Origin of the sequence: Maribacter sp., from assembly GCF_016744255.1 — a bacterium.
Taxonomy (GTDB): domain Bacteria; phylum Bacteroidota; class Bacteroidia; order Flavobacteriales; family Flavobacteriaceae; genus Maribacter_B.
The window spans coordinates 1-12,878 of sequence record NZ_JADGES010000003.1; the positions used below are offsets into that span (position 1 = coordinate 1).

Annotated in this window: 12 protein-coding genes and 2 tRNA genes; 8 read left to right on the plus strand and 6 right to left on the minus strand. The window is 35.4% G+C overall.

Annotated features, from left to right (window positions below):
• On the plus strand, nucleotides 1-214 hold a 214-nt coding region (locus QZZ51_RS01095; protein ID WP_291864689.1), incomplete at its 5' end, for a transposase.
• Between the two features lie 119 nt (nucleotides 215-333).
• Here the strand turns inward: QZZ51_RS01095 and rpsT are convergent.
• The 4 genes from rpsT to proS form a co-directional block, all read right to left on the minus strand.
• Nucleotides 334-585 (minus strand): 30S ribosomal protein S20, encoded by a 252-nt coding sequence (gene rpsT, locus QZZ51_RS01100; RefSeq protein WP_291864691.1) that lies wholly within the window; start codon nucleotides 583-585, stop codon nucleotides 334-336.
• A gap of 47 nt (nucleotides 586-632) precedes the next feature.
• Nucleotides 633-704: transfer RNA gene (locus QZZ51_RS01105), tRNA-Glu, on the minus strand.
• A 40-nt stretch (nucleotides 705-744) separates the two neighbouring features.
• A tRNA-Glu gene (locus QZZ51_RS01110) sits at nucleotides 745-816 on the minus strand.
• A 76-nt stretch (nucleotides 817-892) separates the two neighbouring features.
• Nucleotides 893-2,368, minus strand: a complete 1,476-nt coding sequence (gene proS, locus QZZ51_RS01115) for a proline--tRNA ligase (RefSeq protein WP_291864694.1) — start codon at nucleotides 2,366-2,368, stop codon at nucleotides 893-895.
• Between the two features lie 95 nt (nucleotides 2,369-2,463).
• Here proS and QZZ51_RS01120 point away from each other — a divergent pair, with 95 nt between their 5' ends.
• Complete coding sequence (locus tag QZZ51_RS01120; RefSeq protein WP_291864696.1) at nucleotides 2,464-3,756, plus strand: hypothetical protein; 1,293 nt, start codon at nucleotides 2,464-2,466, stop codon at nucleotides 3,754-3,756.
• Between the two features lie 40 nt (nucleotides 3,757-3,796).
• Entirely contained in the window at nucleotides 3,797-5,299 is a 1,503-nt protein-coding gene (locus tag QZZ51_RS01125; protein WP_291864699.1) for an outer membrane protein transport protein, read from the plus strand.
• A 52-nt stretch (nucleotides 5,300-5,351) separates the two neighbouring features.
• On the opposite strand, the gene QZZ51_RS01130 is transcribed toward QZZ51_RS01125, so the two are convergent.
• Nucleotides 5,352-6,794, minus strand: a complete 1,443-nt coding sequence (locus QZZ51_RS01130) for a T9SS type B sorting domain-containing protein (protein ID WP_291864702.1) — start codon at nucleotides 6,792-6,794, stop codon at nucleotides 5,352-5,354.
• A gap of 130 nt (nucleotides 6,795-6,924) precedes the next feature.
• On the minus strand, nucleotides 6,925-8,730 hold the full coding sequence (locus QZZ51_RS01135; protein WP_291864705.1) for a T9SS type B sorting domain-containing protein: 1,806 nt from the start codon (nucleotides 8,728-8,730) through the stop codon (nucleotides 6,925-6,927).
• Nucleotides 8,731-8,868: 138 nt separating this feature from the next.
• Here QZZ51_RS01135 and folE point away from each other — a divergent pair, with 138 nt between their 5' ends.
• From folE to QZZ51_RS01160, 5 genes are all read left to right on the plus strand, one after another.
• The gene (gene folE / locus QZZ51_RS01140) at nucleotides 8,869-9,549 is read left to right on the plus strand and encodes a GTP cyclohydrolase I FolE (protein WP_291864707.1); all 681 of its coding nucleotides are present in this window, start codon (nucleotides 8,869-8,871) and stop codon (nucleotides 9,547-9,549) included.
• Between the two features lie 17 nt (nucleotides 9,550-9,566).
• The gene (gene cysS, locus QZZ51_RS01145; RefSeq protein WP_291864709.1) at nucleotides 9,567-11,045 is read left to right on the plus strand and encodes a cysteine--tRNA ligase; all 1,479 of its coding nucleotides are present in this window, start codon (nucleotides 9,567-9,569) and stop codon (nucleotides 11,043-11,045) included.
• 45 nt (nucleotides 11,046-11,090) lie between these two features.
• Nucleotides 11,091-11,315: a membrane protein insertion efficiency factor YidD gene (gene yidD, locus QZZ51_RS01150; protein WP_291864711.1), complete on the plus strand. Its 225-nt coding sequence runs from the start codon at nucleotides 11,091-11,093 to the stop codon at nucleotides 11,313-11,315.
• A gap of 92 nt (nucleotides 11,316-11,407) precedes the next feature.
• On the plus strand, nucleotides 11,408-12,370 hold the full coding sequence (lgt, locus tag QZZ51_RS01155) for a prolipoprotein diacylglyceryl transferase (RefSeq protein WP_291864713.1): 963 nt from the start codon (nucleotides 11,408-11,410) through the stop codon (nucleotides 12,368-12,370).
• 16 nt (nucleotides 12,371-12,386) lie between these two features.
• Complete coding sequence (locus QZZ51_RS01160) at nucleotides 12,387-12,875, plus strand: DUF192 domain-containing protein (RefSeq protein ID WP_291864715.1); 489 nt, start codon at nucleotides 12,387-12,389, stop codon at nucleotides 12,873-12,875.
• Nucleotides 12,876-12,878 lie beyond the last annotated feature (3 nt).

Consider the following 12,878-nt stretch of genomic DNA (forward strand, 5'->3'; position numbering starts at 1 on the left):
TGAAAAGGTTGAAAAAACAGAATTCAAGTCGTTCAATACAATCTCAAGATCTATACAAATGCATTATAAAACAATATTGAACTATTTTAATAACAGAAGCACCAATGCTTCAGCGGAATCTTTCAATGCCAAAATAAAAGAGTTCAGAGCACAGTTTAGAGGAGTCAGAGACATTACATTTTTCCTCTACAGACTATCCATAATTTATGCATAAATCTTACTAGTCCCCTAAAATTATACTTGACCCGGATAAGGTCTCAAGAATTATAAAAACACAAAAAGCGTTCAACTCTTCAGTTGAACGCTTTTTAATATTGTAATAAAAAAGTAATACTATAACGCAGCTACTTGCTTCGCTAATTTACTTTTTAAGTTTGCCGCTTTATTAGAATGAATAATATTACGTTTAGCTAAACGATCAATCATACTAACAACCGTAGGAAAAAATGCTTCTGCATCTTTCTTACTTTCTTCAGAACGCAACTTACGCAATGCATTACGCATTGTTTTATGCTGGTACCTGTTACGTAAACGTACCGCTTCGTTTCTTCTAATCCTCTTTAATGCTGACTTGTGATTTGCCATCTTATCTTTATTATTATGTTGTTGTTAGGGATACTATCCCAAATTTGTAGTCCGTAGGGGAATCGAACCCCTGTTACCAGGATGAAAACCTGGCGTCCTAACCCCTAGACGAACGGACCGTTAAGACATTTAAAAATTCAATATTTCAGAACTCAATTGTAGTCCGTAGGGGAATCGAACCCCTGTTACCAGGATGAAAACCTGGCGTCCTAACCCCTAGACGAACGGACCATACATTGTGTAAATGCGGATGCAAAAATACAATTATTTTTCACTATCGCAACACCTGTACTTATTTTTTTTCAAATTAATATGCTTTTGCAAATAAGACCCTTCTTTTAGAGGGTTTTCCAGAGATAATATCTACACCATTTTCTTCTTTTGCATCGATTGGAATACATCTTATGGTTGCTTTTGTCTCTTCTTTTATCTTATCCTCTGTCTCAATAGACCCATCCCAGTGCACAGAAACAAAACCTCCTTTACCATTTAGAACCTCTTTAAACTCTTCATAAGTATCTACTTCCGTAATATGTTCTTTTCTATGATCTAATGCTTTTTGGTGAATATTATTCTGAATATCCTCCATTAAAAACTCAATTTTAGCGATTACATCTGCTGCTGCAACCGTTTCTTTTTCAAAAGTATCTCTCCTTGCTACTTCATAAGTTTCATTTTCCAAATCGCGAGGTCCTATCGCCAAACGAACAGGAACACCTTTTAACTCGTACTCATTAAACTTAAATCCTGGCTTGTAGGTATCTCTATTATCGTACTTTACAGATATTCCTTTAGCTCGTAATTCTTTTACTAATGGGTTCACTTTCTCCGAAATAGCATCTAGTTGTTCCAACCCTTTATAAATAGGAACAATAACAACTTGTATTGGCGCTAATTTTGGAGGTAAAACCAACCCATTATCATCACTATGAGTCATTACCAATGCCCCCATTAAACGTGTAGAAACACCCCAAGAAGTAGCCCATACATATTCTTTCTTGCCTTCTTTATTGGCAAACTTAACATCGAAAGCTTTTGCGAAATTTTGCCCTAAGAAATGCGATGTTCCTGCCTGTAAAGCTTTACCATCTTGCATTAAAGCCTCTATACAATACGTTTCGATAGCCCCAGCAAAACGTTCGCTTTCGGTTTTTACCCCTTTTATCACAGGCATTGCCATATGGTTTTCTGCAAAATCTGCATACACATGCATCATCTGTTCTGCTTCTTCAATAGCTTCTTTTTCGGTAGCATGAGCCGTATGCCCCTCTTGCCATAAGAATTCCGCTGTTCTAAGAAAAAGACGCGTACGCATTTCCCAACGCACTACATTTGCCCATTGATTGATAAGTAATGGTAAATCTCGGTAAGACTGTACCCATCTACGATACGTATCCCAAATAATAGTTTCCGATGTTGGCCTTACAATTAGTTCTTCCTCTAATTTCGCATCTGGGTCTACTATTATTCCAGAACCATCTTCTGCATTTTTTAATCTATAATGCGTAACAACAGCACACTCCTTAGCAAAGCCCTCTACATGGCTAGCTTCTTTACTCAAGTAAGATTTAGGTATAAAAAGCGGAAAATAAGCATTCTCATGACCCGTTTCCTTAAACATTTTATCTAATGCTGCTTGCATTTTTTCCCATATAGCGTAGCCGTAAGGCTTAATCACCATACAACCGCGAACTCCAGAATTTTCAGCTAAATCCGCTTTTACTACAAGCTCATTATACCATTTAGAATAATCCTCGCTTCTCTTCGTTAATTTTTTACTCATTATATGTAGTTTGGCACAAAACTTGTGTTTATGTTATCGAAATAATTCGGTAAAACTAATTATTTTTACTATGTTCAACAATTAATTTTACAACGATGATACATTCTCTACCCCTTTCTCGATTAAGTGCAGCGTTTTCGTTAGCACTTTTAGGCATTTTTGCAATTTCTTGTGGATCCTATCAAACGGCGTCCTACTATGACAATGACGGTATTTATTCCGAAGGAAACACGCCAGTTGCCGTTGCTGAACAAGGACAAAAAAGACCTATAAAAAAACAGAAAGAAAATGACACTTATACTGATTATTTTGGTCAAAAAGCAGATCAATATGATGAAATACTCGATAGTGAAATTTTTACAGACGTAGATTCTTATACTAGTCAGGTAGAAAACGACAGTATACAAGATAGTCAATTAACCGATTATTACACTACAGATAATGATTATGAGGGATATGGTAATTGGGGAGATAATACATCTAATATAAGCATTACGTACCATACTAATGGATGGAATAACTCTAATTGGATTGATTATGGTTGGGGTAACTATGGTTATGGAATGGGGTATGCTTATTACGATTATGGATGGGGCTACTACAGTCCTTGGTCTTACAGATACAACAACCCTTGGGGATGGGGTGGCTACGGATACAGAAGTCGCTATAACCCTTGGAATTCTTACTATTATGGGTCTGGGTATGGTTATAACGGATACAATAGATACCCATACCATACAAGATACAATAGCAGAACCTACGCTTATAACAATACAAGAAGAGGCTATTACAACAGAAATAGCTCTACTAACAGTAATTCTAGCGTAGCATTAAGAGGAAGATCTAATGTAAATACAAGAGGTACTTCTCCAAGATACAGAAGCTCTACACGCTCTTCTACAAACAGAAACAGTGCTACTTCTCGTAGCTCTAGATTATATCGAAGTAATACTACCACAGGAAGATCGGTTGGAGTAGACCAAAATAGAAGCTACAGGACAAGTAGAAGTACAAGAGCAACTCCTAGATATAATAGCTCCTCTAGAACAAGCCAAACATACAGAAGTAGCACTCCAAGAACAAGTACTTCTAGAAGCGGAAGCTCTACTTCTAGAAGTACACAAACAGCCCCAAGAACATCTACATACCGTAATTCTGGCACCAGAACAAATAGTTCCAGAACGAATCAATCTTACAGAAGTTCTTCTCCGCGTAGAAGCACTTATAGCTCAGGAAGAAGTAGCAGCCCTAGCAGAAGTTCTAGCTCTACAAGAAGCAGCTCCTCTAGTAGAAGCAGTAATTATAGTTCTGGAAGTAGCTCTCGTAGTAGCAGTAGCCCTAGTCGATCTTCTTCTTCTAGCAGCAGAAGCAGTAGTCGTAGACAATAAAAAGAGTCCTATTATTTTACTATTTAAAAGACAAAAAAAAATGAAAAACATACTAACTTTCATAACGCTATTGGCATGCATTACTATTAATGCTCAAAACAGCACCGATGTACTCCGTTACAGTTTAGAAAACCCCCAAGGAACAGCCCGTTTTCAATCCATGAGTGGTGCTTTTGGTGCCCTAGGAGGAGACTTATCCGCTTTAAATGTAAATCCCGCAGGGTCTGCAGTCTTCAACAACAGTTTAATTACCATTTCTGGAACATCTTACAAAAAAGATAATTCTTCTTTATACTCCAACACCAGAAACAAAACGAAAGAATATTATATAGACATAAACCAAGCTGGTGGTGTTTTTATCCTTAAAAGCTCTGGGAATTCTAATTGGAAAAAGGTAGCTCTAGCCATCAACTATGATGTTGCTCGTAATTTTGAAAACAAAGTAATTACCTCGGGAAATAGTCCACAAGGAATTGATAATTATTTTTTAGATTTTGCGCAAGGTACATCTCTTGGCTCTATAAGCAGACAACAAGGGGAATACTTAGAAAATGCCTACTTAGATATTGGCTCTAAACAAGGATTTGCTAGCCAACAAGCTTTCTTAGGGTATTACGGAGGAATTATTGACCCTATCAATGAAGTTGATGAAAATACGCAGTACACAAGAACTGCAGACTATACCACTGTAAATCAAGAATTACTTAAAAACACTTCGGGTTTCAATAGTAAATTAATTTTAAATATAGCATCGCAGTACCAAGACAATCTCTACTTTGGAGCTTCTATAAACTTTCACAATGTATTATATGAAGAGTATAAAGAATTTACCGAAACTGGATACAATACCACATCTCGAATAAAACAAACTACTTTCGATAGTTTCTTACGTACGGAAGGAAGTGGAATATCCTTAAACCTTGGAGCAATTGCCAAATTAAATAAAAATGTACGTATTGGTGGTAGCTACCAATCCCCTACATGGTACCGCTTAACAGATGAATTTTCGCAACGTATAGATTCTGACTTAGCAGATGAAGATATTAACTACATAAACTTTAATGTTGTTAATTTATTTGATACCTACACCATAAAAACGCCGAGCAAACTAACAGGAAGCTTAGCCCTTATTTTTGGCAAAGATGGTTTACTAAGTTTTGATTACATATATCAAGATATGTCGCAAGCAGAATTAAGACCTACAACGGATAGCAATTTTGCTATTGAAAACAACAATATTCGCAATAACTTAAATGCGGTTTCTACTTTTAAAGTTGGTGGAGAGTACCGCATATCTCAAGTAAGTTTAAGAGCAGGTTATCGTTACCAGCAAAGCCCTTACGCTGATAGTAATTTAGCTGGGGAATTAACTGGATACTCCACAGGAATTGGTTATAATTTTGGTGGAAGCAGATTAGATTTTGCTTTAAACCGAACGGAACAAGATACTAGTGAGCGTCTATTTAGCACCGGGATTACAACTCCTGCAATGGTAAATAGAATAAATACCAATGGGACTTTAAGCTACACTATTAACTTCTAAAGAAGTTTTAAAAAAAAGATAAAAAAATCACCTTTATTCAAAGGCTATTTTTTTATCTTTTTAATGTAAAATGTGTCTTTCGTATTTTTGCCACTATAATATTAGATACGTCTTCATCATACTCAAAACGGAACCAATAATCCGAAGAAGGCATTGACCTACCATTAAAAGTACCATCCCAACCAATAGTATTATTATCTAGCTGTTTTAATAATTTTCCGTAGCGGTCAAATATATACACTGTAGGATTTATCAATGTTTCAATTCCTAATATATTCCAAGTATCATAGAAACCATCATTATTCGGTGTAAAAAATTTAGGGTAAGCGACTACTAAAAACTCTATTGGCTCAGTAATTCCGCAGCCATTTTTATCATTTATTATTACCGTATTTAACCCTGGTGGCACATCTGTAAATATAGAATCATCTTGAAATTCTCCGCCATTAATTGCAAATTCATAGCTGCTATTCCCTACTACAAAAAATTCTACGTTATTCTTATCTGGATCAATAGATAAATTAGTATCCAATATTTCTACCCTATCCAAAACAGGGTCACCATAAAAAGTAATGAGTATCCCTCCAGGGTGCTCCACCGTTAGTGGAGTACCAGAAATAGTGGTTATTACCGCAAAATACCTGCCAGAACTACCACTAGGAACCACTAATTCTGCCCCGAATGGCCCTGTACCAGTTAAAGTAGCATCATCACTCCCATCTTCATCATAATCTACAGTCCACTCTACAGAAGCTATATCTGCTCCCGCAGGAGAATTAAGAGCACTTAAAATAATATCTGGGTCGCCATCACAAGCAACTATATCTAGTCCTAAAAACTCATCTCTTAGAGTACAATCCAAAGCTGTATTCTGATCTGCATCTACAGAACTCCCTGTAAACGTTAAAGAATAAGGTTCTGGATCTCCATCAAAATTTGTATTGAAATTGTTTATTAAAATATAGTAAATTTCTCCTGGCTGAACATCTAGCCACTCGTCATAGGTGTTTTGACTACCAGTTAAAAAAGGGGCTCCTACTTGCCCGTTTTCAGGATTCACCCCTATGCCCGTAAATTCCGTATCGTTTACCTCATAATTACAACGTATGGGTTGTGCGACACCTGCACTAATATCTGCACAATCTACATCGGGACCATATACAGCAAAATCCCATTCTGCGGTAGTAGTCATTCCGCCACCTACAGCCATTGCTTCAATATCGAAACCAACTTGACCACCAGTACCTGCTCTAAAAACATACCAAGAAGTGTTGTGCTCAATATTGGCAGAAGACACACTTCCTTTCTCAAGACAACCCGTTTCCCGAATTACATCTGGGTCGAAATCATCAATATCCCCTCCACCATCGGCTTCAGAAAAAATTGGCGCATCTGCACATACAGGAATAGCAGTTCTACAATCTGCCGAGTTTTGAGCTTTGCTACTTATTGTAAAAAACAAGAAAAAGCAAACAACATAAAAAAGTGATCGCATAGATATGGGGCTAACATTACACTAGTGATTACTACTATAACTGCCACTAAGAAGGTTTATTATATACAACGGAGAAATTATACTGTTAATCGATGAACAGCATAATTTTTGATAGAAAAACGGCTTAAAACTATCTTTTTAGAGAAAAGTGATTATTTATATATTTCGCTATTTTAGACTGTCCGTTATCATCTTCATAAGTCAATTTAAACCAATAATCGGATGCTGGCAAGAGAGAATCATTATAAGTACCGTCCCAACCTACGGAATTAGCATTTAGTTGTTTAATGAATTTTCCATACCTATCATAGATATATACTTGAGGATTCTGCAAAACAGACATTCCACTTACAAACCAAACATCATTACGATTATCTCCATTTGGAGTGAAAAATTTATCAAAACCAACCACCACAATTTCTTCTGTAACCGAACCACAACCTTTTGGATCAATAACAGTTACTAAATGCACACCTGGTAATACATTCTTAAAAATATTTGATAATTGAGTCTTCCCTTCATCCAATTGATATTCGTAATTCTCTTCTAAATCTAAAGTTACGGAAACAACATTATTACTCTGTAAATCATCAATATCAATATTCGTAATTACTGGTAATTCTGAAATTACCACGGTAATAGTTTTGGTATTAGAACAACTAACTCCATTTCTTGTTTGGGTTGCAGTAAGCGTATACTCCCCTTCTTGGGTCACTACCAAACTAGAAGTGATTTCTCCTGTATCCCATAAATAGGTGTAATTAGAGTTTGGTACTATTTCTCCAATAGTGCCTGAAATTTCATTCGCACATAAAAACAATTCATCAGAGAAATTTAAAGTTGGTTTTTCTATAACCTCTAAATTAAACTGTTCAGATGCGTCATAACAATTAGAATTCTCTATCGATGTTGTTCGCACATAAATGGTATGCGTACCTAAAAAAGTATTTTCGTCTTTAGCAATAGCCATAACACCATTCAAAGCATCTGTCTGTGATAAATGGTAAGTAACCATAAAATCATCGGGACTTTGTACACCCAAGGCCTCCGTGTCTTTTTTTGTTAAATTAAATGTAGAATCATCCGAACAAACTATTTCATCCTTCAAAGTATAAGTGATAGGAGAAGGAGAGTAAGCTACTTGAGCCTCACTAATTATATTCTCATTCGTGGGCATTATTACAACAACTCTATAAAGAGCAGAAACCGCAACAGCCAAAGTTGGCCCGCTTTCTGCTGGTATTTTAGAAAAACCTGTACCAATATCTAAAAACCATTCATACGTAACAGCTCCTAATATAGTAGCGTCTAAAACAATAGTATCTATATCGCATGCTGACACTGGAGGCCCCAATAAGTTATTAATAATAGAACAATCTAAAGCATCGTATGGGTTGGCTACAAAAATATCTCCAGAAAACTGAATAGAGAAACCAGAGTTTGTATTGCTAAAATTATTAAGTAGCAAAAAATAATCTTCTCCTGCTTCTACTTGTAACCAATCTTCATATAAAAAAGTATCTTCATCCCCAGCTGGATCCACCCCTACCCCCATAAAAGAGTTAGCATCTGCATTATCGAAAAAATTACAACGAACTGGTTCTCCTAGATTATTACAATCGGATGCTTTATATAAGGCAAAATCCCAATCTTCAGAAACATCAAAACCTATATTAAAACCTAATTGTCCACTTGCACCTGTTCTAAATCTATACCAAGCAGAATTAGTTTCTAAAACCCCAGACATTGTTTCCCTCAAACAGCCACTTTCACTCGCTCCATTAAAATCATCTGAGCCATACCCAACAGTACCGCCATTTACGGGTGTATTACTACATATAGGAACCGCATTAGAGCAGTCTGGAGAAACTTGTCCATTAAGACAGAACCCCCCAGCAATAAAAAGAAAATATAATATAGCTCCTAAACGGCTCATAAATAATACTAAGAAATTGGAATTTATAAAAATAACCAAGGTATTTTCTTAACACTAATTTATGTTGTGTAACACCACCACAGTAATATAAAGTGGCATATTATGTATATCTTTGCCCTTCTTAAAAGTTGAATTTAGATGAAAATGGACAGCACATTGAATGAGGAATATGATGACATCGGAGATAACCATCTGGCCTCTTCTGAAGACACTCCAATGCGAGAAGATGCTTTTGTATTAAACGATGAAGAGAAAATACAAAAAATTAAAGGGAACGTTAAAGAAATATTACAAACTCTTGGATTAGATCTAGAGGACGACAGCCTTAAAGGAACGCCACAAAGAGTTGCTAAAATGTTTGTTAATGAGATATTTAGCGGACTAAATCCGAAACGTAAACCCAAAGCTTCTACCTTCGACAATAAGTACAAATACGGTGAAATGCTAGTAGAAAAAAACATTACAGTTTACTCTACTTGCGAGCATCATTTACTTCCTATTGTTGGAAGAGCTCATGTTGCTTATATTTCTAATGGCTCCGTTGTTGGGCTTTCAAAAATGAATCGTATTGTAGACTATTATGCCAAACGCCCACAAGTGCAAGAGCGCCTAAACATTCAAATTGTTAGAGAATTACAAAAAGCTCTAGGCACGGAAGATGTTGCATGTATTATAGATGCAAAGCATTTATGCGTAAACTCTAGAGGAATTAGAGATATTGAAAGTAGCACGGTTACTGCTGAATATGGCGGTAAGTTTAAAGAAGAAGCTGTTAGGAGTGAATTTTTAAACTTCGTAAAATTAGAAACTAAATTTTAATACCATTACACTTACGAATGCAAACAACTAAAAATCAGACATTAAAAATACACAATTCTCTTAGCGGCAAAAAAGAAATTTTTAAACCTATAAACGAAGGGCATATTGGTATGTATGTTTGTGGCCCAACCGTGTACAGCAATGTTCACTTAGGAAACTGCAGAACATTCATGTCTTTTGATATGATTTTTAGATATTTTAAGCTCTTGGGCTATAAAGTAAGATATGTTCGAAACATTACCGATGCAGGCCATTTGGTAGATGACGCTGACGACGGGGAAGACAAGATTGCAAAAAAAGCAAGATTAGAACAACTAGAACCAATGGAAGTGGTTCAGCGCTATACGGTTGATTTTCATAATATTTTAGAGAAATTCAACTTTTTACCACCAAGTATCGAGCCTACAGCAACAGGGCATATTATTGAGCAAATAGAAATTATCAAAGATATTTTAGAAAAAGGATTCGCATACGAAGTGAATGGTTCTGTTTATTTTGATGTAAATATTTTTAATAAATCTCATGAATATGGTAAACTAAGCGGCAGAAAGTTAGAAGATATGATTTCTAACACACGAGAACTTGCTGCACAAAGTGAAAAAAGAAGCCCTCAAGATTTTGCTCTATGGAAAAAAGCAGAACCGGAGCATATTATGCGCTGGCCTTCTCCATGGGGAGACGGTTTCCCTGGCTGGCATCTAGAATGTACAGCTATGAGCACCAAATACTTAGGAGAAACGTTCGATATTCATGGAGGCGGAATGGATTTAAAATTCCCACATCACGAATGTGAAATTGCTCAGGCCGAGGCTTGTAATGGACATTCCCCAGTAAACTATTGGCTACATGCTAATATGCTTACCTTGAACGGAAAAAAAATGGCAAAATCCACAGGAAATAGTATTCTTCCTAATGAAATCTTTACTGGAGAAAACCCCTTTTTAAGTAAAGCCTTTTCCCCTTCTGTTGTTCGATTTTTTATGATGCAAGCGCATTATACTAGTATTTTAGACATTAGTAACGACGCTTTATTGGCTTCTGAAAAAGGCTACAACAAATTAATGGAAGCTATAGATAATCTAGAAAAAATTCCAACAAAAAACACTTCTTCTTTCGATTTTAAAGCATGGCAACAACAATGTTATGATGCCATGAATGACGATTTTAATAGCCCTATTCTTATTGCTAAGTTATTTGAGGCCGTAAAGCAAATTAACCTCATTAGAGAAGAAAAAGAGAGCATTACAGAAGAAGACAAATCTATTTTAACCGAAACCTTACATAGTTTTGTTTTTGATGTTCTTGGACTAGAAAACAGAAACAACACTAATGATGGCAGCAAAAAATTAGAAGGCGTTGTAGAGCTATTAATAGAATTAAGAAAAGAAGCTAGAGAAAATAAAGATTTTGCCACTTCAGATAAAATTAGAAATCAATTAGCCGAAATGGGTATTGAATTAAAAGATGGTAAAGACGGAACCACTTTTAATATTTAATAAAACTACCTTGAAAAAACCTAACTAAAAAAATGTACAAATAGCATGATAAAGAAAATACTCATAGCTCCATTCATTTTTTTAGTTAGGTTTTACCAAACTGTAATATCTCCTTTTACCCCTGCAACATGCCGCTACTCTCCCACCTGTTCACAATACACTTTAGAAGCCTTAAAAAAACACGGCTTATTTAAGGGAGGATGGCTAGCAACCAAACGCATTTTTAGCTGTAACCCTTGGGGAGGAAAAGGCTACGACCCAGTACCCTAACCAATTTATAATTTAAAAAAATACTAACATCTCTTTTTAAGGTTACTTAGTGTAAATACTTATCTTAGTCATTCAAAAAAATAAAATCTACTATGTTTTTCTTAGGCTTTACTTGGAATCCAAACGAAACTCTTTTCAATATTGGTTTCATTCAAATTAAATATTACAATCTATTATGGATAACCTCTTTTGCATTAGGATGGTACATAATGAAAAAGATATTCTTAAATGAGAAGAAAACAATAGAACAATTAGATTCTCTTTTTATATATACGGTTCTAGCAACAATGCTAGGTGCCCGCTTAGGCCACGTTTTTTTCTATGATTGGCCTTATTACCAAAATCATATAATAGAAATACTATTACCTATCCGAGAAAGTGTCGGTGAAAAATTATTTGGTTTTATTAACGGATATGAATTTACAGGCTTTACAGGATTAGCGAGTCATGGAGCAACGATTGGTATTATTATTGGCATGTATTTATACACTAGAAAATATCCTGAATTTAAAATTCTATGGATATTAGATAGATTAGTTGTACCTGTATCTATAGGAGCTTTCTGTGTGCGTTTAGGTAACTTTTTTAATTCCGAAATTAATGGCAAACCCGTAGATGAGTCTTTTGCCTTTGCCACTCGTTTTATAAGAGATTCAGATGACTTACACCCAAGTAAAGCACTAGCCGTTACGAAAGAAAAAACACTTACTGCTGCTTATGATGCAATAGAAAACAATCCCGAATTTTCGCAATACTTAGCAGAGATTCCATACAGACACCCTGCTCAATTATATGAAGGCGTATGTTATATTTTTGTTTTTGTACTCCTTTACTTCTTATACTGGAAGACAGATAAAAAAGACAAACCAGGATATCTTCTAGGCTTATTCTTAGTACTTCTTTGGTCTATTCGTTTTATCGTAGAGTTTGTAAAGAAAAGCCAAGGTGGTTTTGAAGAGTCTTTAGGACTTTTATCTACAGGGCAATGGCTTAGCATTCCTTTCATTATAGTAGGTTTATTTTTTATGTTTAAACCAAAAACAGCAAACAAATAATTAAATCCTTAAAAAGATGAAAAAAGTTAGTCTTTCCCTTTTTCTATTTTGCTTCATTGGAATATTAATCAGTTGCAAAAGCGAAACTAAAAAAGTGGTAGAAACAAAACCTATTGTTTTTCATAAAGAAGGCTCTTTAACTATATACAAAGGAGAAAAAGATTCTATTCTTACTCAATTAGACATTGAAATTGCAGAAAGCGATTACGAAACAGAAACTGGCTTAATGTACCGAAAGGGAATAGTACAAAACCAAGGCATGCTTTTTATATTCCCAGACGTTGCCGTACACTCTTTTTATATGAAGAATACGCAATTTCCGTTAGACATTATTTACATTGATGAAAATCTAAGAATAGCTAGCTTTCAAGAAAACGCAAAACCTTTTGATGAAAAAGGACTGTCGTCTATTGTTCCTGTTAAATATGTTTTAGAAGTAAATGCAGGTTTAGCCGAAAAATGGATTTTAGAGGTTGGCGATAGAGTGGAATATAGCAAACAATAAAAG

Coding starts and splice junctions, on each gene's coding strand:
- rpsT (WP_291864691.1), bottom strand. CDS start 585: ATGGCAAATCACAAGTCAGCATTAAAGAGGATTAGAAGAAACGAAGCG.
- proS (WP_291864694.1), bottom strand. CDS start 2,368: ATGAGTAAAAAATTAACGAAGAGAAGCGAGGATTATTCTAAATGGTAT.
- QZZ51_RS01120 (WP_291864696.1), top strand. CDS start 2,464: ATGATACATTCTCTACCCCTTTCTCGATTAAGTGCAGCGTTTTCGTTA.
- QZZ51_RS01125 (WP_291864699.1), top strand. CDS start 3,797: ATGAAAAACATACTAACTTTCATAACGCTATTGGCATGCATTACTATT.
- QZZ51_RS01130 (WP_291864702.1), bottom strand. CDS start 6,794: ATGCGATCACTTTTTTATGTTGTTTGCTTTTTCTTGTTTTTTACAATA.
- QZZ51_RS01135 (WP_291864705.1), bottom strand. CDS start 8,730: ATGAGCCGTTTAGGAGCTATATTATATTTTCTTTTTATTGCTGGGGGG.
- folE (WP_291864707.1), top strand. CDS start 8,869: ATGAAAATGGACAGCACATTGAATGAGGAATATGATGACATCGGAGAT.
- cysS (WP_291864709.1), top strand. CDS start 9,567: ATGCAAACAACTAAAAATCAGACATTAAAAATACACAATTCTCTTAGC.
- yidD (WP_291864711.1), top strand. CDS start 11,091: ATGATAAAGAAAATACTCATAGCTCCATTCATTTTTTTAGTTAGGTTT.
- lgt (WP_291864713.1), top strand. CDS start 11,408: ATGTTTTTCTTAGGCTTTACTTGGAATCCAAACGAAACTCTTTTCAAT.
- QZZ51_RS01160 (WP_291864715.1), top strand. CDS start 12,387: ATGAAAAAAGTTAGTCTTTCCCTTTTTCTATTTTGCTTCATTGGAATA.